Annotated in this window: 19 protein-coding genes; 11 read left to right on the top strand and 8 right to left on the bottom strand. The window is 63.1% G+C overall.

Annotation, left to right across the window (positions count from 1 at the left end):
• Positions 1-3: 3 nt before the first annotated feature.
• Positions 4-3,111, bottom strand: a complete 3,108-nt coding sequence (locus tag I4X03_RS03710; protein WP_223465801.1) for a DEAD/DEAH box helicase — start codon at positions 3,109-3,111, stop codon at positions 4-6.
• Between the two features lie 267 nt (positions 3,112-3,378).
• Between I4X03_RS03710 and I4X03_RS03705 the strand changes: the two genes are divergently transcribed.
• Complete coding sequence (locus I4X03_RS03705; RefSeq protein ID WP_223465798.1) at positions 3,379-5,721, top strand: Tex family protein; 2,343 nt, start codon at positions 3,379-3,381, stop codon at positions 5,719-5,721.
• A 155-nt stretch (positions 5,722-5,876) separates the two neighbouring features.
• Positions 5,877-6,188 carry a Grx4 family monothiol glutaredoxin gene (grxD, locus tag I4X03_RS03700; RefSeq protein ID WP_223465796.1) on the top strand — a complete coding sequence of 104 codons (312 nt, stop codon included), beginning with the start codon at positions 5,877-5,879 and terminating at the stop codon, positions 6,186-6,188.
• Between the two features lie 236 nt (positions 6,189-6,424).
• Here the strand turns inward: grxD and I4X03_RS03695 are convergent, their stop codons facing one another.
• From I4X03_RS03695 to I4X03_RS03685, 3 genes are all read right to left on the bottom strand, one after another.
• On the bottom strand, positions 6,425-6,595 hold the full coding sequence (locus I4X03_RS03695; protein ID WP_223465794.1) for a hypothetical protein: 171 nt from the start codon (positions 6,593-6,595) through the stop codon (positions 6,425-6,427).
• 324 nt (positions 6,596-6,919) lie between these two features.
• Positions 6,920-7,330 carry a hypothetical protein gene (locus tag I4X03_RS03690; protein WP_223465792.1) on the bottom strand — a complete coding sequence of 137 codons (411 nt, stop codon included), beginning with the start codon at positions 7,328-7,330 and terminating at the stop codon, positions 6,920-6,922.
• A 261-nt stretch (positions 7,331-7,591) separates the two neighbouring features.
• Entirely contained in the window at positions 7,592-8,644 is a 1,053-nt protein-coding gene (locus tag I4X03_RS03685; protein ID WP_223465790.1) for an MBL fold metallo-hydrolase, read from the bottom strand.
• Between the two features lie 127 nt (positions 8,645-8,771).
• Between I4X03_RS03685 and I4X03_RS03680 the strand changes: the two genes are divergently transcribed.
• The 7 genes from I4X03_RS03680 to I4X03_RS03650 all read left to right on the top strand — a co-directional run bounded on the left by I4X03_RS03680 (position 8,772) and on the right by I4X03_RS03650 (position 15,966).
• Positions 8,772-9,164 (top strand): MerR family transcriptional regulator, encoded by a 393-nt coding sequence (locus tag I4X03_RS03680; RefSeq protein ID WP_223465780.1) that lies wholly within the window; start codon positions 8,772-8,774, stop codon positions 9,162-9,164.
• 81 nt (positions 9,165-9,245) lie between these two features.
• Entirely contained in the window at positions 9,246-10,430 is a 1,185-nt protein-coding gene (locus I4X03_RS03675; RefSeq protein ID WP_223465778.1) for an isovaleryl-CoA dehydrogenase, read from the top strand.
• 105 nt (positions 10,431-10,535) lie between these two features.
• A complete protein-coding gene (gene aceK, locus I4X03_RS03670) occupies positions 10,536-12,359 on the top strand; it encodes a bifunctional isocitrate dehydrogenase kinase/phosphatase (RefSeq protein WP_223465776.1) in 1,824 nt (607 codons plus the stop codon).
• Complete coding sequence (locus tag I4X03_RS03665) at positions 12,352-13,551, top strand: acetyl-CoA C-acyltransferase (protein ID WP_223465773.1); 1,200 nt, start codon at positions 12,352-12,354, stop codon at positions 13,549-13,551. Before aceK ends, I4X03_RS03665 begins: the two co-directional genes overlap by 8 nt.
• Positions 13,552-13,609: 58 nt before the next feature.
• Positions 13,610-14,278, top strand: coding sequence for an SDR family oxidoreductase (locus I4X03_RS03660; RefSeq protein ID WP_223465771.1), 669 nt, complete (start codon positions 13,610-13,612; stop codon positions 14,276-14,278).
• A gap of 21 nt (positions 14,279-14,299) precedes the next feature.
• Positions 14,300-15,427, top strand: coding sequence for an acyl-CoA dehydrogenase family protein (locus tag I4X03_RS03655; RefSeq protein WP_223465769.1), 1,128 nt, complete (start codon positions 14,300-14,302; stop codon positions 15,425-15,427).
• Positions 15,427-15,966: a GNAT family N-acetyltransferase gene (locus I4X03_RS03650; protein ID WP_223465762.1), complete on the top strand. Its 540-nt coding sequence runs from the start codon at positions 15,427-15,429 to the stop codon at positions 15,964-15,966. Before I4X03_RS03655 ends, I4X03_RS03650 begins: the two co-directional genes overlap by 1 nt.
• A gap of 3 nt (positions 15,967-15,969) precedes the next feature.
• On the opposite strand, the gene I4X03_RS03645 is transcribed toward I4X03_RS03650, so the two are convergent.
• The gene (locus I4X03_RS03645; RefSeq protein WP_223465760.1) at positions 15,970-16,362 is read right to left on the bottom strand and encodes a YciI family protein; all 393 of its coding nucleotides are present in this window, start codon (positions 16,360-16,362) and stop codon (positions 15,970-15,972) included.
• Between the two features lie 350 nt (positions 16,363-16,712).
• Here I4X03_RS03645 and I4X03_RS03640 point away from each other — a divergent pair, with 350 nt between their 5' ends.
• On the top strand, positions 16,713-17,372 hold the full coding sequence (locus tag I4X03_RS03640; RefSeq protein WP_223465752.1) for a hypothetical protein: 660 nt from the start codon (positions 16,713-16,715) through the stop codon (positions 17,370-17,372).
• Here I4X03_RS03640 and I4X03_RS03635 read toward each other — a convergent pair whose 3' ends face one another.
• The 3 genes from I4X03_RS03635 to I4X03_RS03625 form a co-directional block, all read right to left on the bottom strand.
• Positions 17,373-18,332 carry a S66 peptidase family protein gene (locus I4X03_RS03635; protein ID WP_223465750.1) on the bottom strand — a complete coding sequence of 320 codons (960 nt, stop codon included), beginning with the start codon at positions 18,330-18,332 and terminating at the stop codon, positions 17,373-17,375.
• A 190-nt stretch (positions 18,333-18,522) separates the two neighbouring features.
• Positions 18,523-21,366, bottom strand: coding sequence for a TonB-dependent receptor domain-containing protein (locus I4X03_RS03630; RefSeq protein WP_223465748.1), 2,844 nt, complete (start codon positions 21,364-21,366; stop codon positions 18,523-18,525).
• Between the two features lie 169 nt (positions 21,367-21,535).
• On the bottom strand, positions 21,536-23,326 hold the full coding sequence (locus I4X03_RS03625) for an ABC transporter substrate-binding protein (protein ID WP_223465743.1): 1,791 nt from the start codon (positions 23,324-23,326) through the stop codon (positions 21,536-21,538).
• Positions 23,327-23,521: 195 nt separating this feature from the next.
• Here I4X03_RS03625 and I4X03_RS03620 point away from each other — a divergent pair, with 195 nt between their 5' ends.
• Positions 23,522-24,757: a spore maturation protein gene (locus I4X03_RS03620; protein ID WP_223465740.1), complete on the top strand. Its 1,236-nt coding sequence runs from the start codon at positions 23,522-23,524 to the stop codon at positions 24,755-24,757.
• Positions 24,758-24,759: the final 2 nt, after the last annotated feature.

Below are 24,759 nucleotides of genomic sequence, written 5' to 3'. Positions count from 1 at the left end.
TGCTTATTCTTCCAGCGGCGCGAAGATCGCTTGCAGGTCTTCCTGGGTCAGTGCCAGCTTGTGCGATTCGCCCTCGGCCAGGACGGAATTGGCCAGGTCCGACTTTTTCTGCTGCAGCAGCTGGATCTTTTCTTCCAGCGTGCCCTTGGCGATCAGCTTGTAGACGAACACTGGCTTGTCCTGCCCGATACGCCAGGCGCGGTCGGTGGCCTGGTTCTCGGCCGCCGGATTCCACCACGGATCGTAATGGATCACGGTGTCGGCAGCGGTCAGGTTCAGGCCGACACCGCCTGCCTTCAGGCTGATCAGGAAGATCGGCACCGCGCCTTGCTGGAACGCCGCCACCTGGGCGGCGCGGTCGCGCGTTTCGCCGGTCAGCAGCGCGTACGGGATGCGGCGCGCGTCGAGCTCGGCCTGGATCAGCGCCAGCATGCTGGTGAACTGCGAGAACACTAGGATCTTGCGGCCTTCTTCGAGCAGGTCGTCGACCATCTGCAGCAAGTCGATCAGCTTGGCCGAGCCGCTGTCTTTCTTGCGGGCTGGCAGGGCCTTGACCAGGCGCGGGTCGCAGCACACCTGGCGCAGCTTGAGCAGCGCCTCGAGGATGACGATCTGGCTGCGCGCCACGCCCTTCTTGTCGATTTCCTCGCGTACTTTCTTGTCCATGGCCAGGCGCACGGTTTCGTACAGGTCGCGCTGGGCGCCCGACAACTCGACCTTGCGCACCATCTCCGTCTTCGGCGGCAGTTCCTTGGCCACATTGTCCTTGGTACGGCGCAGCAGGAACGGTCGGATCCGGCGGTTCAGCAGCGCGCGGCGCAGCGGATCGTCCTGGCGTTCGATCGGGTGGCGGAACTGGGTGTTGAAGGTCTTCTCGTCGCCCAGCAGGCCAGGCAGCAGGAAATGGAACTGCGACCACAGCTCGCCCAGGTGGTTCTCCAGCGGCGTGCCCGACAGGCACAGGCGGTGGCGCGCATTGAGCAGGCCGGCGCTTTGCGCCGCCTTCGACCGGGTGTTCTTGATGTAGTGCGATTCGTCGAGGATGACCAGGTGGTATTCGTGCTCGCGCAGCTTTTCCTCGTCGCGCGGCAACAGCGCGTAAGTGGTCAAGACCAGGTCGTATTCTTCGATCTTGTCGAACAGGTCCATCCGCTCTTTGCCCTGCAGCAGCAGCACGCGCAGGCTGGGCGCGAAGCGGGCGGACTCTTCCTGCCAGTTGGTCATCAGGCTGGTCGGCGCGATCACCAGCGCCGGCTTGGTCATGCGGCCCGATTCCTTCTCGATCAGGATATGGGCGAGGGTCTGCACGGTTTTTCCCAGGCCCATGTCATCGGCGAGGATGCCGGCGAGGTTGTATTCGCGCAGGAACTGCATCCACGCCAGGCCGTCGGCCTGGTAGTCGCGCAGCGTCGCTTGCAGGCTGGCCGGGGTTGGCACTTTCTGCACCGAGCCAAACTGGCTCAGCTTGCGGCCGGTTTCGCGCAACTGTTCGCCGCCGGTCCAGCGCAGCTCGGTGCCGCGCGCCAGTTCTTCCAGCCGTGCCGCATCCAGCGTCGACAGGCGGACCTTGTTCTTGATCTTGTCGTTGAAATACAGCTCGCCCAGCGTGCCGAGGATCGGCTTGAGGCGGCCCCACGGCAGCGCCACGCGCAAGCCATCGGGCAGGGTGGCCAGCATCTGGTCGACATCGGCGTGCGCAGCCAGCACCTCGGCGTCGAAGTCGCTTGGCGCGCCGCGGATCAGCTGCACCAGCACCGGCAACAGCGGCACCCGCTTCTGGTTGACCACGATGCCCAGCTCAAGTTCGAACCAGGCGTTGCCGGCTTCGGCCGGCTCGTCGATGTCGGCGTACCAGTCCTCGACCGCGACCACGTCGTAGCGGTATTTCGGCGACTTGACCAGCTGCCAGCCGTGATCCGGGAGCGTGTCGAGGCCGTCGGCGGCGAAGCGCAGCCAGTGCGCCTGGCTTTCCAGCTGCAGCGCGCCGGCCAGGCCGTTCAATGGCGCGGTGGCAGGCTTGTGGAAGCCGAGTTCGGCCAGCTGGGCCAGCGCCGCCGCTTCGGCGGCACTATCGCGGGCGATGATTTCGGTAACGTCGCCGATCTGGCGCACCACCCGCTGCGCCGGGTCGAACGACACCCGCTCGCCATCGTAGTCATAGGAGAGCACCGCGAAGTCGTGCCAACGGGTGGTGTTGCCGTCAGGAAGCGACACGCTATCGAGCAGCAATACCGGACGCGGCGCGACGTCATCGCGCAGGCGCTGGGTCAGCGGCTGCGGCAGCGGCATCAGCTGCTGCAGGCCATGCGCCAGCAGCAACTGGGAAACACGCTTCTTGTCGTTGCCGGTCAGGGCGGGGGCCTGGGCCACCAGCGCCTGCAGCTCGGCCAGCGAGATGTCGACGCCGCCGCGGTTCAGCGCCAGCGGACCGCATGACAAGTTGTCGATGTACCACGGCGGGTCGGTCGGCAACATGTAATCGATCTGGTCGGCGGCGGTATGGGTCGCGCCGTTGGGCGGCTGCACTTGCCAGCCGAGGCGGGCCGTGCGGCCCTCGTCGCGCCACACCAGGTTCGCGGCGCGCTCGGCGCCGGCCTTGAGCGGGTAAATCAGGCCGTTGGCCATGTCGGCCCACGAATTTGCCCACAGCAGTTTGTCTTGTTCCAGCAACATTTGCAGCAGGATCGCGCCAACCTTGCCCTTCGGTTCGGTGGCGCCGCCGCCGGCCGAGGCCGCGCCGCTGCGCATGGCAATAAAGAACCGTACCAGGTCTTCGTCGTCGCCTTCCAGGTAGGTCGGCGGCGCCGACAGCAGCGAAAACACTTCGCTGACCGGGCTGGCCGCGGCCACGTCGCCGGTCGGGCGCAGGCGCGCCTTGCACAGGCACAGGGCCACGTGGCGGCCGCCGCTGGTCGGGGCGAGCACGTACACGAAGCGGTACTGGGTAATTTTCGGGTCTTTGATCTCGGCCGTGAGCCGCGGCTGCGGGTGCGCTGCCGCCTCGACACGCTGCAGCCAGCTCGCCACGGGCGCAGGAAGGGCGGGCGCAGGGCTGGCGGGGCGGGGCGCCGCCGTCGCTATTTCGCGGTGTTCTTCGCGCGTAAATTCCATCGTCTGTACTTGTTCTGTAAAGGCCGTATCAAAAACGACAACAACCGATATTATCTAACATTCGCGCTGTCGTGGTCTGTTCTCTTTCACACCTATAAATCGTCGGCGCGGGTGATTCCTTGCCTTTGATCAATCGATGTTAAATCAAATCCGGCCCATCGTGTTGCCCGATTGACAACCGTGCACACGCACCTGTGGCTGTCAAGACTGGCGCATTCGCCCTGATTGCGTAATCATCACGGGCTCGACTCACCTCAGATTGACCCCATGCTGCCTTCTATCGAACAACGTCTCGCCCTCGAACTTGCCGCCAAGCCGGTGCAGGTCGCCGCCGCCATCGCCCTGCTCGACGAAGGCGCCACTGTGCCTTTTATCGCACGCTATCGCAAGGAAGCGACCGGCGGACTGGACGACATCCAGCTGCGCCTGCTCGAAGAGCGCCTGCGCTACCTGCGCGAGCTGGAAGACCGGCGCGCCGCGATCATCGCGTCGATCACCGAGCAAAACAAGATGACCCCGGCGCTGATGCAGGCGATCGCCATGGCCGAAGACAAGACCCGCCTTGAAGACTTGTACCTGCCCTACAAGCAGAAACGCCGCACCAAGGCGCAAATCGCCATCGAAGCCGGCCTGGCGCCGCTGGCCGAAGCGCTGCTTGCCGATCCGGCCCTGACGCCGGAAACCGAAGCGGGCAAGTTCCTGCGCGACGCGTTTACCACCGACGACGGCAACAACCCGGGCGTGCCCGATACCAAGGCGGCCCTCGACGGCGCGCGCCAGATCCTGATGGAACGTTTCGCCGAAGACGCGGCCCTGCTGCAATCGTTGCGTGAATACGTCAAGGATCACGCGATCGTCGAGTCGAAAGTGGTCGAAGGCAAGCAGGACGAAGGCGAGAAGTTCGCCGATTACTTCGATTACTCCGAAACCATTTCCACGATTCCTTCGCACCGTGCGCTGGCGCTGCTGCGCGGCCGCCGCGAAGGCGTGCTCGACGTAATCATGCGCCTCGACACCGAAGCCGAAAAGCCGAAGTGGGACGCGCCGCACAACCCGTGCGAAGGGCGCATCGCGGCCGCCGCCGGCATCAAGAACCTGGGCCGCCCGGCCGACAAATGGCTGGCCGACACGGCCCGCTGGACCTGGCGCGTAAAAAGCTTCATGCACCTCGAAACCGAGCTGATGGGCGCGCTGCGCGAAAAGTCCGAGCTCGACGCCATCAATGTGTTCGCGCTCAACCTGAAAGCGCTGCTGCTGGCGGCCCCGGCCGGCCCGCGCGCCACCATGGGCCTCGACCCGGGCCTGCGCACCGGCGTCAAGGTAGCCGTGGTCGACGCCACCGGCAAGGTGGTCGACACGGCCGTCATTTACCCGCACCAGCCGAAAAACGACTGGGACGGCGCGCTCCATCTGCTGGGTAACCTGGCGGCAGAGCACAATGTGTCGCTGATCTCGATCGGTAACGGCACGGCTTCGCGCGAAACCGACAAGCTGGCACAGGACCTGATCAAGCAGCGGCCGGAACTGAAGCTGACCAAGATTGTCGTCTCCGAAGCGGGCGCGTCGGTCTACTCGGCGTCCGAATTCGCTTCGCGCGAACTGCCGGACATGGATGTCTCGCTGCGCGGCGCGGTATCGATCGCGCGCCGCCTGCAAGACCCGCTGGCCGAACTGGTGAAGATCGATCCGAAATCGATCGGCGTGGGCCAGTACCAGCACGATGTGTCGCAAACCCAGCTGGCGCGCTCGCTCGATGCCGTCGTCGAGGATTGCGTCAACGCGGTCGGCGTCGACGTCAATACGGCATCGGCGCCGCTGCTGGCGCGCGTGTCCGGCCTATCGGCCAGCGTTGCGCAAGCAATCGTGTCGTACCGCGACATGAAGGGCGCGTTCACCTCGCGCGCGGCGCTCAAGTCGGTGCCGCGGCTGGGCGACAAGACCTTCGAGCAAGCCGCCGGCTTCCTGCGCGTGATGAACGGCGACAACCCGCTGGACGCATCGGCGGTGCACCCGGAATCGTATCCCGTGGTCGAGAAGATCCTGGCCGACATCAAGAAGGACATGAAGGCGGTGATCGGCGACGCGTCGCTGCTCAAGACGCTGACGCCGTCGCGTTATGCGGACGAGAAATTCGGCGTGCCGACGATTACCGACATCATCAAGGAACTGGAAAAGCCGGGCCGCGACCCGCGTCCGGAATTTACCACCGCGACCTTCAAGGAAGGTGTCGAGGAAATCAGCGACCTGCGTCCGGACATGATCCTGGAAGGCGTGGTGACCAACGTCGCGGCGTTCGGCGCGTTTGTCGATATCGGCGTGCACCAGGACGGGCTGGTGCATATTTCGGCGCTGTCGAACACCTTCGTCAAGGACCCGCACACGGTGGTCAAGGCGGGGCAGGTGGTCAGGGTCAAGGTGCTGGAAGTCGATCCGAAACGCAAGCGCATCGCGCTGACGATGCGCCTGACCGACAGCGCGCCCCAGGCTGGCTCGAAACCGGAGCAGCGCGGCGACCGCACCGACGGCAAACGCCTGGCCCAGCACCAGAACAAGCAGCCGGCGCCGATTGGCGGCAGCATGGCGGCGGCGTTCGCCAAGTTGAAGGGATAACACCACGTCGTTCCCGCGCAGGCGGGAACCCATCCAACGTGTTCAAGATAGCAATGCATGGGTTCCCGCTTTCGCGGGAACGACGCCCGCCCGGCCTTCAGCGTCGATTTCTTATAAAATGCACGCCATCCATTCATTTTTTCACTGAGGCAGCCATGAGCGACGTACAAACCTGGATTAAAGAAACCGTGTCCAGCACCCCTGTGGTGCTGTTCATGAAGGGCACCGCCCAGTTCCCGCAGTGCGGCTTTTCCGGCCGCGCGATCCAGATCCTGAAGGCCTGCGGCGTCGAGAACATCGCCACCGTCAACGTGCTGGAAGATCCTGAAGTCCGCCAGGGCATCAAGGAATACTCGAACTGGCCAACCATTCCCCAGCTTTACATCAAGGGCGAATTCATCGGCGGTTCCGACATCATGAACGAGATGTTCGCCTCCGGTGAACTCAAGTCCCTGATCGACGGCTGATCGCCACATAAGGCGCAGTTGCGCAACATGACGGCGGTAGCGGAGATGGGGGATCGTCTTCCCGCCGCTGCCGCGCTCTTGCAAGCCGGCGGGCATCGAGGAAATGGTCGACCACGCCGTGGGACGGGTCATCGACCTGTTTGGGCCTTGAGCACGGCCTCGCGCCGCGCTGGGGCGGACTGAAAGCGTCGGGCGAACCCGATCAAACCGTGCCAGGCCGCTGCGGGCTGGTGCTGTTAGCGTTTGTCGTACTGCCAAGCCTCCGCTTTTTTCAATTCTTTCGCTTCTTCAAGCATGCGGCGATGCTGGATGCGCTTGCGCATCACTTCCGCGTGCTGCTGGGCGGTCATCGGCGGAGCAGTCATCAGGTCTTTCAATTGCGCGGTATTGGCGTAGTTACTTTTCATAGACAGCTGATCCTCGGCTTTGTTTCAGAACAGGTGAAAATACGGCGCGGTGCTCGCTGATTATGAGCCACTATCGCGATTCTGTGCGTTTTCTACGCGCAAAAAATTGCCTGACAGTATTTACGACAAGCGGATGACTCCGACAGTGTGCATGAAGACGGCGATTTGAGCATGACAAATGCCAATACCCTGGCCCGGCGAGTGTGCTAACCGAGACTTATTTGACGGGTCGATTTCGGAGGAGGCGCGCGTTAAAAAACGCGCAGTGGGGTCGCCGACAAGCCGCCAACGTGCGCGGCAGCCAGTGCAATAATGAGGAAAATGCTACTTTTGGTTATTCATTCGGACCAGCATCCGGATGAATTCTCGCGCAATCTGGCGGTGATGCTCATCCAATCTCTGCAGATCGGCAATTAATTTTACGTCTGCGGACTCGAAACGGGCGGTGCCGTTGGTCGTTTCGCCATGGCCGTTGAGGTCGCCATCGGTGCCGCCAAAGCGCAGCCACTCGGCCGGAACGCCAAGCCAGTGCGCGATCATTCGTAACTTTTCTTGCGTCGGAATGGCTTCGCCCACCAGCCACTTGCGCGCTGCGTGCACTGTAATAGGGCGTCCTTCGAAGCGAATGTTAAATTCGCGTGCGAGGCGGGTGGGACTGTCGGGAGAATAATGGGCGTTCTTCAGGGCTTGTTGAAGGCGTTCGCTGAAGCTTTCCCGTTCGTTAGATGAATTCATTATGGCACTATTTCATGCTAAGCCATGAAAGTCAGTCTCTTGCAAGATGAGACCAAATGTGACGATATTGAACAAGGTGCGTAACATTTATACCTGCGGTCACCCAACCCGCCTCTGTCGCAGTTTATGCGACAAAATGTTAATTACCCGAAAACAATATTGCCGTTAACACATCCGATGCGTGCTGCTTCCGTTCAAGGATCGATGTCGAAATAGCATACTATATCCGCCGCAGTGCCGCACGCCATGCCGATCATTGGCCTAGGTCAGATGAAAACGCAGCACGCCGTCCGCACCTGCGCTGCGCTGCACGGTCCCGGCATGCCAAAGATAGTGCAGGTGGGCCAGTGCCTCACCCAGGGCAAATGTGAGCTGGTGGGCGTCGAGCTTGCGGCGGAACATGATCGGTACGATATCGGCTGCCGACTGCGGCTCGCGGCACGCCTCGATCACCTCGGCCAGGCGCGCGGCATGGTGCTCCCGCAGCTGTGCGATTCGGATATGCAAACCGCGGAACGGGCGCCCGTGCGATGGCAGCACCAGGGTGTCGGAAGGCAAACCGGCAAATTTGCCCAGCGAATCGAGGTACTGCGCCAGGGGATTCCCCTCTGGCTCGACCGCAAACACCGACACGTTGGTGGAAATACGCGGCAACACCATGTCGCCCGAGATCAGCACCTTCAAGGCCTCGCAATACAGCGAGGCATGCTCCGGGGAATGGCCAAAACCGGTGATCACCCGCCAATGCTGCTCGCCCACGGCGATCAGGTCGCCGTCCTGCATCCGCGTGTAAGCATGAGGTACCGCTGGTACCAGCGATGGGTAGTAATTCCGGCGTTCGCCGATACGCGCCACCAGCTCCGGGTCGGCCAGGCCGTGGCGCTGGAAATGCGGCAGCGCGGCCGGCCCGTCCACGCCCGGCAGCGCGGCCGCCATCATGCGTGCGAACGCATACTCTCCGGTGGTCATCCACAGCGGCGCGTCGAAGCGCCGGCACAGCCAGTCGGACAAACCCATGTGATCAGGATGACAATGGGTGGCGAACACGCGCAGCAAGGGCGCGGAGCCGATGCCATCGGCCAGCACCTGGTCCCAGTTGGCGCGGGTGGTATCGTTGGCCACGCCGCAATCGACGCTGGCCCAGCCGCTGCGGCCATCGAAGCGATCGCGCAACAGCCACAGGTTGATATGGTCGAGGGCGAATGGCAGCGGCATGCGCAGCCACTGCAGGCCCGGCGCCAGTTCGGCGAGCGCGCCCGGCGCCGGCAGCAGGTCGCCGAGGGGATAGTCCAGCTGGGATTCAAGTTGATTCATCAAGCTCTTTCATGGCCCTTGGGCCGGTGGCGCGCTACAATGCACTTTACGTTGACGTAAACGGAAACTACTGCGCTATCCGCGATTCGGGTGGCGCATTTTACCAACCGCACACAGAAACCCGATCATGGTTACCTATACGATTGCCGAGCTGGCGCGTGAATTCGACGTCACCGCGCGCGCCATCCGCTTCTACGAAGACCATGGCTTGCTCAGCCCCTCGCGCGAAGGCGTGGGCGGACGCAACCGTGTCTACACCGCGCGCGACCGCACCCGCCTCAAACTGACCCTGCGCGGCAAGCGCCTGGGGCTCACCCTGTCCGAAATCAAAAGCATCGTCGACATGTACGAATCGCCGAAGGACACGGTCGCCCAGATGAACCGCTTCCTCGCGGTGCTCGCGCACCAGCGCGAAACGCTGGAACAACAACGCGCCGACATCGACATGGCGCTGGCCGAAGTGGCCGCGCACGAAGACGAATGCCGCCGCATGCTGGCGCAGAGCACCGAAACCGTTTAACCGAGGCTACCTTACGTTTACGTAAACGTCAAACATGCGTATGATTGACGCTTCCATTCCGCACTTTTCCACGAGGACGACATGCTGCATCTTCCAGGCTTGACCTTTGACCACGGCGACGACATTGCCGCGCTGCGCGAAGCAGTCCAACAATTTGCAGCTGCCGAAATCGCGCCGCGCGCTGCCGAGATCGACCGCAGCGACCAGTTCCCGATGGACCTGTGGCGCAAGATGGGCGACCTGGGCGTGCTCGGCATCACGGTCGGCGAAGAATACGGCGGCGCCGGCATGGGCTACCTGGCCCACATCATCGCCATGGAAGAAATCTCGCGCGCCTCGGCCTCGGTCGGCCTGTCGTACGGCGCCCACTCGAACCTGTGCGTCAACCAGATCAAGCGCAACGGCACCGAAGAACAAAAGCAAAAGTACCTGCCGAAGCTGATCTCCGGCGAGCACATCGGCGCGCTGGCGATGTCCGAGCCGAACGCCGGCTCCGACGTGGTCAGCATGAAGCTCAAGGCCGAATTCAAGGGCGACCGCTGGGTGCTCAACGGCACCAAGATGTGGATCACCAACGGCCCTGACGCCGACGTGCTGGTGGTGTACGCCAAGAACGACCTCGAAGCAGGCCCGCGCGGCATGACCGCCTTCCTGATCGAAAAAGGCTTCAAAGGCTTCTCGATCGCGCAAAAGCTCGACAAGCTCGGCATGCGCGGCTCGCACACCGGCGAGCTGGTATTCCAGGACTGCGAAGTCCCGGCCGAAAACGTGCTTGGCGGCCTGGGCAAGGGCGTCAATGTACTGATGTCCGGCCTCGACTTCGAGCGCACGGTGCTGTCGGGCGGTCCGCTCGGCATCATGGCGGCGTGCATGGACTCGGTCGTTCCCTACGTCCACGACCGCAAGCAATTCGGCCAGCCGATCGGCGAATTCCAGCTCATGCAAGGCAAGCTTGCCGACATGTACTCGACGATGATGGCCTGCAAAGCCTACGTCTACGCGGTCGGCCAGGCCTGCGACCGCGCCACCTCGCCGGAGCAGATCCGCAACCTGCGCAAGGACGCCGCCGGCGCGATTCTGTACAGCGCCGAGAAAGCGACCTGGATGGCGGGCGAAGCGATCCAGACGCTGGGCGGCAACGGCTACATCAACGAATACCCGGTAGGCCGCCTGTGGCGCGACGCCAAGCTCTACGAGATTGGCGCCGGCACCAGCGAAATCCGCCGCATGCTGATCGGCCGCGAACTGTTCTCCGAAACCAAGTAATTCCAAAATCGGGGACAGACCGGGGCGCGCAGACCACCATTTTGGAAGATTCTAAAATGGTGGTCTGTCCCCGATTTTGGAAGTCTGATTTTTGGCACGCTTACGATGAAACAAGCTGCGTTTCCCAAGCTGCTGTCTTCGCAGATCGCGTTCGATATCGCGCGCACGATCCTCGATGGCTTCGATAAGCACTATCGCTTGTTTCGCCAGGCTAGCCAGGCCGCGCGCCGCTACTTTGAATCGGCCGAGTGGCCCGCCGCGCAGCAGGCCGCGCGCGAGCGCATCGGCTTTTACGACAAGCGCGTGCAGGAGTGCGTGCAGGTGCTCGAAGACGAGTACGACGGCAGCGAACTGACCGATAGCGTCTGGCGCGAAACCAAGCTGCATTACATCGGCATGTTGTCGGGCCATAAGCAGCCCGAGCTGGCCGAAACCTTCTTTAATTCCGTGTGCTGCAATATCTTGCACCGGACGTATTTCCATAACGATTTCATCTTCGTGCGCCCGGTGATCTCCACCGAGTACATCGATACCGACGAGCTGCTGCCGACCTATCGCGTGTACTACCCGGCGGCCGACGGCCTGCATGTGGCGCTCAAGCGCATCGTTACCAACTTTCAGCTCGACTGCGAATTCGCCGGCCTCGACCGCGATATCGCCCAGGTCGAAGCCTGCCTGCTGCAGAAGCTGGGCGGCGAGCCGCCCGAGCCGAACTATCAGATCCAGGTGTTGTCCAACTTGTTCTTCCGGAACAAGGGGGCTTACGTCGTCGGCAAAATCATTAACGGTATCCAGGAATTTCCGTTCGTCGTACCCATCCTGCACAACCGGCATGGCCAGCTGGTGCTCGATGCGGTGCTGCTCGACCACGCGCAGATCACGATCCTGTTCTCGTTTACGCGCGCTTACTTCATGGTCGACATGGAGGTGCCGTCGGCCTACGTGCAGTTCCTGCGCACGCTGTTGCCGCGCAAGCCGCGCAGCGAGATCTACACCATCCTCGGCCTGCAGAAACAGGGCAAGACCCTGTTCTACCGCGATTTCCTTCAGCACCTCAAGCACACCGCCGACCGCTTCGAAATCGCGCCCGGCATCCGTGGCCTGGTGATGCTGGTCTTCGCGCTGCCGTCGTTTCCCTACGTGTTCAAGGTGATCAAGGATTTCTACCCCGCACCCAAGGAAACCACGCGCGCGCAGATCAAGGAAAAATACCTGCTGGTGAAGCACCACGACCGCGTCGGCCGCATGGCCGATACGCTGGAGTATTCCAACGTCGCCTTCCCGGCCGGGCGTTTCTCGGAAGCGCTGATCGCCGAGCTGATGCATCACGCGCCGTCGCTGGTCGAGTTCGAAGGCGACCGCATCATCATCCGCCACCTGTACATCGAACGCCGCATGGTGCCGCTCAATATGTTCCTGGCGAACGCGGAAGCGGCCGGCAACGACGCGCTGATCGAACACGGCGTCGTCGAATACGGCAACGCCATCCGCGAACTGGTCGCCGCCAACATTTTCCCCGGCGATATGCTATACAAGAACTTCGGCGTGACGCGCCAGGGCCGGGTGGTGTTCTACGATTACGACGAGATCGAATACATCACCGATTGCAATTTCCGCGACATTCCGCAGCCGCGCAACGAGGAAGAAGAAATGTCGGCCGAGCCGTGGTATTCGATCGGCAAGCACGACGTGTTCCCCGAGCAGTTCGGCGCTTTCTTGCTGGGCAACGCGAAGATTAAAAAGTACTTCATGCAGCACCATGCCGAACTGTTGACCAAAGACTTCTGGCAGTCGCGCAAGCAGCGCATCATGGATGGTTTCATCGAAGACGTGTACCCGTATCCGCAGCACATCCGTTTCCGTCATCAGGCACCGGCCTCCGCGCCCGCCACACCCTCACCTCATTTGGAGAACTTACATCATGAATGATCCAGTCGTAATCGTCGGCGCCGCGCGCACTCCGATGGGCGCCTTCCAGGGCGATTTTTCTTCCAAGACCGCCAGCGACCTGGGTGCCGTGGCGATCGCCGCCGCGGTCGAGCGCGCGGGCATCGATCCGAAGCTGGTCGAGCATGTCTACTTCGGTAACTGCCTGATGGCCGGCCAGGGCCAGGCGCCAGCGCGCCAGGCTGCGCTCAAGGGCGGCCTGCCCATGTCGACCGCCGCCGTCACCCTGTCGAAGATGTGCGGTTCGGCGATGCAGTCGGCGATCTTCGCGCACGACACGCTGATGGCCGGCAGCGCCGACGTCGTCATCGCCGGCGGCATGGAGTCGATGACCAATGCGCCCTACCTGATTCCGAAGGCGCGCGGCGGCTACCGCATCGGCCACGGGCAGATGCTCGACCACATGATGTACGACGGCCTGGAAGACGCCTACTCGCGCAACGAGAAGACCGGCGAAGGCCGTTCGATGGGCACCTTCGCGGAAGAATGCGTGGCGACCTACTCGTTTACCCGCGAAGCGCAGGACGCGTTCGCGATCGAATCGGTCAAGCGCGCGCAGAACGCCACCAATGAAGGCCACTTCAAGTGGGAAGTCGCGCCGGTCACCGTCACCACCCGGCTCGGCGACACCGTCGTCGAAAAGGATGAAGGCCCGCTCAAGGCCAAGCTGGACAAGATCCCGACCCTGCGCGCCGCGTTCAAGAAAGACGGCACCATCACCGCCGCCTCATCGTCGTCGATCAACGACGGCGCCGCCGCACTGGTCATGATGCGCGAATCGAAGGCGCGTGAACTCGGCCTGACCGTGATTGCCAGGATCCTCGGCCACGCGACCCACGCGCAGGAGCCGAACCTGTTCACGACCGCACCGATCGGCGCGATGAACAAGCTGATGAAGAAGACCGGCTGGACTGCCAAGGATGTCGACCTGTTCGAGATCAACGAGGCCTTCGCGGCGGTGCCGATGGCGGCGATGCACGAGCTGGATATCCCGCACAGCAAAGTCAACATCCACGGCGGCGCATGCGCGCTGGGCCACCCGATTGGCGCATCGGGCGCGCGCATCATCGTGACCCTGCTTGGCGCGCTGAAGGCCACCGGCGGCAAGCGCGGCATCGCCTCGCTGTGCATCGGCGGCGGCGAAGCGACCGCGATGGCGATCGAGCTGGCGTAATACCGTCGTTCCCGCGAAAGCGGGAACCCCTCCACCGCTGCCACATTCGGAACCCGATATGCCAACAGCCCTCATCATCGGCGCCTCGCGCGGCATTGGCCGCGAACTGGCCCGCCAATACCTGGCCGACGGCTGGCGCGTGATCGCCACCGCCCGCAAGCCTGACGACTGCGCCTCGCTCGCCGCGATGGGTGCCGAGCCGCACCAGCTCGACGTCACCAGCGCCGACGCGATCGCCGCCATCGGCTGGAAACTCGACGATGAACGCATCGACGTGGCCATCCTCGGCGCAGGCCTGTACGGCCCGCGCCACGACGGCTTCCCCACCGAAGCCGATTTCGACGCGGTCATGCACACCAATGTGCTGGCCGCGATGCGCCTGCTGCCGATCATCGGCCCGCTGGTCGCGTCCACGCATGGCAAGCTGGCCGTGATCTCGTCGCTCATGGGCTCGATCGGCCAGCGCCACAGCGCGATCGGCACGCTGTACCGCGCCAGCAAGGCCGCACTGAACTCGGTGCTGGCCGATACCGCGCTCACCTTCGGCCCGCAAGGCGCGACCTGCGTGTCGCTCCACCCGGGCTGGGTCAGGACCGACATGGGCGGCGAAGGCGCCGACCTGGCGGTCGAAGACAGCGTCGCCGGCATGCGCGCCACGCTTGCCTCACTTAGTGCTGCCGATAACGGCAGATTCCTGAACTACGACGGCGCGCCGCTTGCCTGGTAAGCCGTCCAACCTCCTGCGACCATGATACTGAACGAAGAACACCAGATGATCCGCGACGCCCTGCGCGCCTTCTCGCAAGAGCGCCTGGCGCCCAACGCCGCGCGCTGGGACAAGGAGGCCCACTTCCCGAAACAGGAACTGAAAGAGCTGGCCGAACTCGGCGCCTTCGGCGTGGCCGTCCCTGAAGAACTGGGCGGCGCGGGCCTCGACTACGTGTCGCTGGCGCTGGTGCTCGAGGAGATTGCGGCCGGCGACGGCGGCACGTCGACCATCATCTCGGTCAACAACTGCCCGGTGTGCAGCATCGCGATGATGTATGCGAACGACGCCCAGAAGGAACAGTGGCTGCGCCCGCTCGCGCAGGGCAAGATGCTGGGCGCCTTCGCGCTGACCGAACCGCACACCGGCAGCGATGCCTCGGCGCTGCGCACCACCGCCACCCGCGACGGCGACCATTACGTCATCAACGGCACCAAGCAGTTCATCACCAGCGGCAAGAACGGCGACGTGGCGATCGTCATGGCGGTCACCGACAAGGCGGCCGGCAAGCGCGGCATCAGCGCGTTCTGGGTACCGACCACCACGCCGGGCTACATCGTCACCGGCGTCGAGCACAAGATGGGCCAGCACTCGTCGGATACCGCGCAGATCCTGTTCGAGAACTGCCGCATCCCGGCCGAGAACCTGATCGGCGCCGAAGGCCAGGGCTACAAGATCGCGCTGTCCGGCCTCGAAGGCGGCCGTATCGGCATCGCTTCGCAGTCGGTCGGCATGGCACGCGCCGCGTTTGAAGCCGCGCTGGCGTATTCGAAGGACCGCGAAAGCTTCGGCAAGCCGATCTTCGAACACCAGGCGGTGCAGTTCAAGCTGTCCGACATGGCGACCAGGATCGAAGCGGCGCGCCAGCTGATCCTGCACGCCGCGTCGATGAAGGATGCCGGCCTGCCATGCCTGAAAGAGGCTGCGATGGCCAAGCTGTTCGCCTCGGAGATGGCTGAACGGGTCGTGTCCGACGCGATGCAGGTCCTGGGCGGCTACGGCTACGTCAGCGACTTCCCGGTCGAGCGCATCTACCGCGACGTGCGCGTGTGCCAGATCTACGAAGGCACCAGCGACATCCAGAAGATCCTGATCGCCCGCGCGCTGTAATGGCACTGACGATCCGCCGCGCGGTCCACACCGACCTGGCGGCGCTGTTCGCCTACCTCAACGATCACCTTGCCGACAACGGCAAGGACGGCGCGCCGCTGTTTCAGCCAATGGCGCGCAGCGAGTCGCGCCTGCCGCCCGAAAAAGAGGCAGGCTTTATCACCGGACTGGGGACGCCGGTCGGCGAACCCGGCTGGCGCAGGGTCTGGCTGGCGTTCGATGGCACGGGCGCCATCGCCGGCCATATCGACCTTCGCGCGCGGCTTGAAAAGCCCGCAGCGCATCGCGCCCTGCTTGGCATGGGCGTGCACCGCGACCAGCGCCGGCTTGGACTTGGCGCGCGCTTGATCGAGGCGGCGATGGACTGGGCCCGCGCGGAGGCGGGCATCGACTGGATCGACCTTGAGGTGCTGTCGTCGAACCGCCCCGCACGCGGCCTGTACGAACGCTGCGGCTTTACCATCGTCGGCGAAATCGCCGACATGTTCCGCATCGATGGCGAAGCGCTTGCCTACACCTTCATGACGCGCAGGCCGTAAGCGCTATTTGCGCTGCAGCGCCACCGCATACGGGTGCAAGGTTGCGGTCATCACCCCGGCCACCACGGCCGGATCGGATTCCATGAAGGCCCGCGCGGCCTTCTCGTTGTCGGCTTCAAACACCACCAGGCCAAAGGTCTTGTCCAGCTGCTCGGTGGTGCGGCCGGCCAGGATCACCTTGCCCTCCGCCGTCGCCTTCTTGAGCCGCTCGAAGTGGCGCGAGGTCGCCGCCTTGTCCTTCTCGCTCCACTTGCTGTCGTCGTGCAGATGCGGCGCCACGCGCAGCATGTACACGAATTGCTGTGGCTTCGAAGGCACCGGGGTCTCCGCCGCGGCGCCCGGCGCGATCAGTGCCGCTGCGAGCATGGCCGCCAGTAGTTGATTCCGAAGCTGCATGTCGATTCCCGTTCCAGTTGTCCGTTAGTCAGCGCTCATCTTGCCATAGCAGCGAGCGATTGTGGGTGCAGCAAAAATGAAACAATTCGATAGAATTGCTTCTGCTTATTGTTGCACTTTTGGTAAAAAGCGTTCTACACTTGATTCAAGTTACCGGCATGAAGACCAGGTGACATCGACAAAAAAGTGCATCCCGCTTACCCCGGAGACAGCACGCTAAGCTCACGGGAAAAAAAACATGACGTCGTATCCGCACCTGGCATTCGCCCATTCTCCACCCGGCACGTCCCGCCCTTCGGCACCCCGCGTCAGTTCGATCGCGTAAGCCGCGCGCCAGCAGAAGGGGCCGTATGCTTTCCATCGCGACCAGAGTAGAACAACTCGTCGCCGAGTCGCCGTTCCTTACCGAAGGGATGTCGCTCGGCTTGATCAACCTGTCCGAGCTGGCCCGCCAGCTGCGGCCGCAGATCGAAGCGGACCTGTGGAAGCCGGTCGGCCAGGCTGCCGTGGTGATGGCGCTGCGGCGGGTGTCCGATCGCCTGCCGCCGCTGGACAAGGCGCACCCGATCATGATCGCGCCGCGTTCGGGCGAGCTGACCACACGCACCGAGCTGACCATCTCGACCTACCGCCTGTCGGACAACAGCAATGAATGCCAGCGCCAGCTGTTGGCCCTGGCCGAGCCGTTCCCCGGAATGTTCGTCACCGTCACGCGCGGCGTGCATGAAGTGCTGGTGGTAAGCAGCGGTTCGCTGCTGCCCATCGTCGAGGAAGCGTTCGGCGGCGAACGCCTGCTGGCGCGGGTGAACAACCTGACCGCGCTGACCTTGCGCCTGAATCCCGACACCCAGAAAACCCCCGGGATCTACCACGCGGTGCTCAAGAAGCTCGCATGGGACAAGATCAGCGTAACCAACATGATGTGCACGTTCTCCGAGCTGACCATCCTGCTCGAGCAGTCGCAGACGGCGCCGGCGTTTTCGGTGCTGTCGAAGATCGTCTCGCACTGACTAGGCGACCGCCGGCTCCAGCAGGGTCAGGGTCTGGCGCTCGGTATCGAGGCGCGCCATCACGCCGACCGGAATCGTGAACTGGTGGCGGATATGCCCGAACGAATAGCCGCTCACGGCCGGCACGATCAGGGGCTTCAGGTGCAGGTCGAGCGTCTCCTGCAGGGTCAGTGACAGCTCCGGGTCTTCCGGAACGCAGTCGTCGCAGATCCCGACCATCAGCGCGGCGGCGTTCTTGAAGCCGACGGCCAGATCGAGCTGGGTCATCCAGCGGTCGATGCGGTAAGGCTCCTCGTTGACTTCTTCGAGGTACAGGATGGCATCCCTGAAATCGGCCGCGTACGGCGTACCGGCCAGCGCGCTGACCAGGCTCAGGTTCCCGCCGATCAGCGGTCCGGTGGCCTGCCCGTGCGTCGCGGTGCGCATGGCGAAATGCGGCTCTTCAAGCGCGCGTCGGCTGTTTTCCAGCGCCATCGGTATGGTGTAGTTCGGCTGCGGATCCATCAGCACCGCCAGCAGGTGCTCGCGCGCGTAGTCGGATTGGCCCGAGATCGCCACCGGGCCGTGGAAGGTCACCAGTCCTGCGTGGCGGTAGAACGCCAGGTGCAGCGCCGTGATGTCGGAGTAGCCGAGCAACACCTTCGGGTTCGCGCGCACCAGCTTGTAGTCGAGCGACGACAGGAGCGAGATGCAGCCCGAGCCGCCGCGAATGCACCACATCGCCTTCACTTCCGGGTCCTGGATCATCGCGTGCAGGTCGGCCACGCGCTGCTGCACCGACCCGGCGTAATTGCCATGCACCGCGCGCAGGTTGGCGCCCAGCTTGACGCGGAAGCCCAGCGCTTCGATATTGCGGACCGCCTTTTCGATCGAGGCGTCGTTGGTGCGCCCGCCCGGCGCGATCAGGCCGACCAGGTCGCCCTGGTGCAGGCGCGGCGGTTTGATCAGGGTGTGTTTCATGGGTCGAGATGCACGCTTGCCCCGTTCGTGCGCCGAGGCCGGCAACGCGACGGCCGCGGCCATCAATGCGCCGAAATGTCGCCGGCTGATCTTGTCGCTTGGGGGCATGTGTTTGAGGAATCCAGTGATAAAAAAGGCCCGCTGAGGGGAAGCTTACGCCTCCCCGCAACGGGCCGCTACGCCGCCGTTATCAGAGGAACTTGTAGTTCGCGGTGAAGGTGAACGAACGGCCGCGTGGATCGGCTACACGTGGCTCCCACGAGCTGCCTGCGCCGGTGTTGCTGTCGTAGGTGATCGCGAACGGCGGATCTTCATCGAAGATATTCTTGATACCGGCCGTCAGCGTCAGGTTCTTGATACCCGAGTAAGACAGGCTGGCATGGAAGATCGAGTATGGATCTACCTTCGCGTTGTAGTTGCTCGGCGTGACTTTGCCGCTTGCAACGCCTGGCAGCACCTGGTCGAGGTAGCCATGACGATAGATGTTCTGGAACAAACCGCTCCAGTCACCCTTCTTGTAGCTGACGTAGGCGGTGTGCTTCCACTTCAGGCCAAGGTCGCCGGTGAAGGTGAACAGGCCGACTTCGCTCTTGCCGAACGGTGCGCTTTCCAGCGCGCGGCTCTTCTTCTCCAGCAGGTAGGAGCCGTCGATACCGGCGGTCCAGTTGCCTTCCCACAGCTTGCCGTTGGTGCGTGCGCCCGCTTCGATGCCGCGGGTGATCGATTCGCCCGCGTTGACCCAGCGCTGGTCGATGAACGCCAGGTTGCCACTTGGATCGCGCAGGAAGCGGTCGGTGAACAGGCTGTAGTTCGCCAGCATGTCGGTCAGGCCGACCGACTTGATGGTGTCGTAGCGACGGATTTCCCAGATGTCGAGGTTGGCCGAGAAGTTGCGCATCGGCTCGAATACCACACCGAGCGAAGCCTGCTTGGCGGTCTCTGGACCGAGGTCAGGCTTGCCGCCGGTAAGGGTGTTCGGGGTAACCGATTCGCAGCCAGGACGTGCGCTGTCAACCTTGCCGGTAGGGCACTTGAGCGGATCGACCAGGTCCTTGCCGGTGTAAGGCGACTCGGTGATGCCGTTGTACAGCTGGTTGAACGACGGCGCACGGAAACCTTCGTTGTACGAACCGCGGAACAGCAGCTGTTCGACTGGCTGGTAGCGGAACGACACTTTCGGGTTGACGGTATTGCCGAAGCCATCGTAGTCGTCGCGGCGTACTGCCACGTTCACTTCCAGCGCCTTGGTGACCGGGATGATCGCTTCGGCATAGATTGCCTTGACGTCGCGGCTGACGTTGGCCAGTGCATTGGCATCGTCGAAGGCGGCGTTCAGGATGGCCGGACGCTCGGAAGCGGCGCGGCGGTCGCCGTTGAATTCGTACTCTTCCTTGCGCAGGTCGGTGCCGAGCGCAACCAGCAGCGGGCCAGCCGGCAGGCTGTACACCTCGCCCGACATCGATGCATCGAACGCGGTCAGGATGGTCTTGCCGCCGTACAGCACGACACCAGCCGCCGACGCGCCTTTGATGAGGTCAAGCGCGGCCTGCGACTGGGTTTCGCCAGCCTTCAGGAATGGGTTGATGATGCCGCTGCCGAGTGCATCGCGCAGTGCCGCGGTGTACTGGTAGCCGCTGCCGAGCTGCGATTCGGATTCGCTGAAGGCGCGCGACAGGCCGATCTTGTAGTCGAACGCATAGTTGCCGATGGCCAGGGGGCCGTCGGCGCCCAGCTGAAGGCGACCAGCCTTGCTCTCGGTAACGATTTCGCGGTTGCCGCATTCCATGCAGCGCCAGCGGTAAGCGATCGGCAGGCCGCGGTTCGCTTCAATGCTCGGGAACACCTTGGCGATGCTGTTGAATACTTCGTTGTAGGCCGCGCCAGTGGCTGGGTAGAAGGCGCGCGCGTCGAAGGTGCTGGCGCTCGGCGAAATCTGGTTCGGCGAGAAGCGCTTTGCCACTTCGGTCTTCGAGCCCACCGCTTCGGCGAACATCTCGTGGTTGCCGCGGCGGAAAGTGGCGCGTGCGACGAAATTGCTGTTTTCAACTGGCTGCTGCAGCACTGCGGCGCGGCCGGTATCCCATGCGCAGCCGAATCCGGCGGTGGCGGTATCCCACAGCTTCTCGTCGTAGGCGCCCATGCCATCGATCGAGTTGCAGCCCGGGCCGCCAGGCAAGTCGAGGATGCTGATGCCGCTGTAGGCCTGGGTCGTGCCAGGCAGGATAGGCCCCGTATTGCTGCGGCGGCTCAGGATGGTGTCGCCCAGCGAGGTGGCGAACACGTTCGCGTGCGGTGCGCCGCGGGTGTCGACCGACAGGCCGCGATTCGGCTGGAAGGTGTTGACGAAGTCGCGCTGGTCGCCGCGCAGCGCCTTGTTCTCGCTGGTCGACGCGGCGATCAGGACGTTGTAGCCCTGCTCGGCCAGGTCGCCGAAGCCGCCGGTGATCTGCAGGCGGCCGATTTCCGCGCCGCCGGCTTCGGTGACGTCGGTGAAGACCTGTGCTTCCAGGCCCTTGTAGTTGTTCTTGAGGATGAAGTTGATCACGCCGCCGATCGCGTCGGTACCGTAGATCGCCGATGCGCCGTCCTTGAGCACTTCAACCCGGTCAACCGCGGCAAACGGAATCGAGTTCAGGTCGACCGCCGAGCCCTTCATGCCGTGGGTTGCGATGCGGCGGCCGTTCAGCAAGACCAGCGTGCTGTCGGCGCCCTGGCCGCGCAGGTTGGCCGAGGACGCGCCGTTGTTGCCGCGCTGCGAACCGGAAGTGACGTCGGCGTTACTGGCCAGGTTATCCGAACCGTTGCCGTTGACGTTCAAGGTGGCGATGAGTTGCTCGGCGTTGACGATGCCCTGCTCTTCAAGCTGCTTGCGGGAAATGACTTCAACCGGCAGTGCGCCTTCCTTGGCGATGCGCTTGATGCTACTACCTGTGATTTCTACACGCTGGATGACCTGCTGCGGTACATCCTGCGCGAGCGCCGGGCCTACAACGCCGATCAGGGCGATCAAATGCGCAATCTTCTTCAACTTCACGGTTCTCTCCTCTTGGGGGTCTAGCAACCTGACTGTGCAGGTATGCATATCGGGTAATGTGCTTGGCATTACGCTATTGGTGATTTCAGAGTACGCGCAGCAAGACAAGGCGTGCCAATGAAAATTCCGGCGGCAACCATAACTTACGGGAATGTATTGCCTTACAACATTACCGGGCTATTCTACCGAGGCGCTCGCGCAGTGCAAGGTCTAGCTGCAGATAGCGCCAGGTAGTGAACTCGACAGGGTGGCGCTTGTAGTTTTTAAGCCACGGGTGGCGGATATCGGCCGAAATCGGGTGCGTCAGCGGCACCCATGGGTTATACGCATGGATCAGCTGGTTCATCTCGCGGTACAGGCGCTGGCGTTCGGGCGAATCGGCCAGCTTGCGGGCCTGCTCGTAGCGTTGGTTGTAGGCCGGCAGGTTGAAGCGCGCGTAATTGGCGCGCCCGCTGTTGGGACCGTAGAGCAATTGATAGAAATTGTCGCCGTCCGGAAAGTCGGCGATCCAGTTACTTTCAAACATCTGCACTTTGCCCAGGCGAGACGCCTTGATGATCTCGGTCTTCTTGTCGCTGCGGAACACAGTGCGCAGGCCGATGGCGGTCAGGTTCTTGCGCCATAGCTCGTCGCGCAGGCGCCCGCCCACCGTGGCTTCGCTGTGCATCGTCAGGGTCAGCGGGGCAGTATCGCGCCCGTTCGGCTGTCGCCGAAAGCCATCGGGGTCGCGCTTGCCATAGCCGAAGCGGTCGAGCAGGGCGTTGGCCAGCACCGGGTTATAGGCGACCGGGCTGCGGTAGGCGGGATCGTAGCCGAGCACGTTGGGCGGCAGCGGCGACTCGGCACGGATCGCGAAACCCTTCTTCAGCAGGGCGATGTCTTCCGCGCCGTTATAACTGAGGGAAATGGCGCGTCGCAGGGCAACCTTCTCTTTTGTATAGCCGCCGATCACCGGGTCTTCGGTATTCATCCACATGTAATAGGTTTGCAGCACCGGGAAACGGGTCAGTTCCATGCCGCGCTCGACCAGCGATTCCTTCAGCCTGGCATTGTCGATAACCATGTCGGTCATCGATTCGGGCACCTGCTCGATGTAATCGTATTCGCCGCTGAGGAAACCGAGCATGCGGCCCTGGAATTCCTCGGCGATCTTCACTTCGACCCGGTCGAGCAGCGGCAAGCGCTTGCCGTTGAGCGCCGCGGCGATCGCCTGGTCCTGCGGGTTGTCGCCCGGCGTGCCCTTGAACACGGCGGTCGAGTCCGGGTTCGCCAGCAGCACGATGCGGTCGCTGCGCTTCCATTCGCCGATCATGAACGGGCCGGTGCCGACCGGGTGATTGCCGACCTGGCCCGGATAGGCGTCGACGACTTCGCGCGCCACCACCCCGGACGCCGGGGTGGTCAGGTACAGCAGGAAATTGTTGTCCGGCGCGCTCAGGCGAATCTGCAAGGTGTAGCGGTCGAGCGCCCGCAGGCCGGGAATGCCCTTGGCATAGCTGAAGTTTTTCTTCAGCTCCGTATCCCCGGCGATTTTTCCTTCAAATAAAAATAGCCACGGCGATTTCAGCGCCGGATCGTACAGGCGCGTGAAGCTGTAAACATAGTCGGCCGCCGTCATCTCGCGTTTCTTCCCTTTGAACGCGGGATCGGGCGTGAAGAAGATCCCTGGGCGAATCTTGAACGTGTAGGTCAAGCCGTCCGCCGATACCGCCGGCATGGCCGTCAGCGTGTTTTCGCGCAGCTTGAGCGGGCGCGCCAGGTAGTCGTAGCGCAGCAGCGGGTCGAACAGGTTTTCCAGCAGGCTGAGCGTGGCGATATCGGACGCCACGGCGGGGTCCAGCCCGGTCTCGCTGGTGGACAGGAAGGTATGCAGCACCTGGGGCTGCGGCGCCGCGGTGGCCGGGGCGCCGGCACAGCAGGCTGCAAGCAGGGCGGCGACGACGGTTTTGCGCAATTTCATCGGGATAGTCCGGGTTGGTCGATGCGTATCATATGCGAGCCAGCGCCACCGTGATCGCCCGCGTCAATGAAATGCGCTGCTTGCTGCATAACTTTTTTGCATAGTCATGGTGCATTCTTTCATCATTTCGCCCCGGCCTGCGCCTATACTCTCGCTGCACAATCTTCATCTATCCCACACGCAAGAAGAGTACTCATGCTGAATTACATCTGGTCCGGATTTTTTCTTGTAGGTTTCCTTGCTGCATTGGCCCAGTGGATTTTCATGGGCGACACGGAGATCTTCAAGCGTGTCATCGACGGCACGTTCGACTCGGCCAAGAGCAGCGTGATGGACATTGCCTTGCCCCTGGCCGGCATCATGACCCTGTGGCTGGGCATCATGAACATCGGCGAAAAAGCCGGCGCGGTCGGTTTCATCGCGCGCATCATCGCCCCCTTCTTCTCGCGCATCTTCCCCGGGGTGCCGAAAGACCATCCGGCCACCGGCCACATGGTAATGAATTTCTCGGCGAACATGCTTGGCCTCGATAATGCGGCAACGCCGTTCGGCCTCAAGGCGATGGAGAGCCTGCAGGAAATCAACCCGCAAAAGGACGAAGCCAGCGACGCGCAGATCATGTTCCTGGTGATCCAGACCTCGGGCCTGACCGTGATTCCGCTGTCGATCATGGCCCAGCGCGCCATCCTCGGCGCCGCCGACCCGTCCGACATCTTTATTCCCTGCCTGATCGCGACCTATGTGGCCACCCTGGTCGGCATCATCACGGTCGGCCTGCGCCAGCGCCTCAACCTGCTCCATCCGGTGGTGCTTGGCTGGCTGGGCGGCGGCACCGCGCTCATCGGCGCGCTGGTCTGGTACATCGCCGAATTCATGACCAAGCCTGAAATCGAACTGTTCTCGAAGGTCACGGCCAACCTGATCCTGTTCTCGATCATCGTCACGTTCATTTTCGCTGCGCTGCGCAAGCGGGTCAATGTGTACGAGGCTTTCATCGAAGGCGCCAAGGGCGGCATCCAGACCTCGCTGAACATCATTCCCTACCTGGTCGGCATGCTCGTCGCCATCAGCGTGGTGCGCAATTCCGGTGTGCTGGGCATGATCGTCGACGGCGTCAACTGGGTACTCGCCTCGCTCGGCCTGCGCAACGACTGGACCGGCGCGCTGCCGACTGCACTGATGAAGCCGCTGTCGGGCAGCGGTTCGCGCGCCATGATGATCGATGCGATGAAAACCTACGGCGTCGACTCCTTCGTCGGCCGCCTGTCCAGCATCATGCAAGGCGCGGCCGACACGACCTTCTACATCATCGCCCTGTACTTCGGCTCGGTCGGCATCCGCAAGACCCGCTATGCGATCTCGGCCGGCATGATCGCCGATGTCGCCGGCATGGTCGCCGCCGTATTCGTCGCCTATCTCTTCTTCGGTTAAGG

Origin of the sequence: Massilia soli (genome assembly GCF_016809835.1) — a bacterium.
Classification (GTDB): Bacteria; Pseudomonadota; Gammaproteobacteria; order Burkholderiales; family Burkholderiaceae_D; genus Telluria_A; species Telluria_A soli.
Note: the sequence above shows the minus strand (reverse complement) of the source record. Positions and strands in the feature narration are given on the sequence as shown.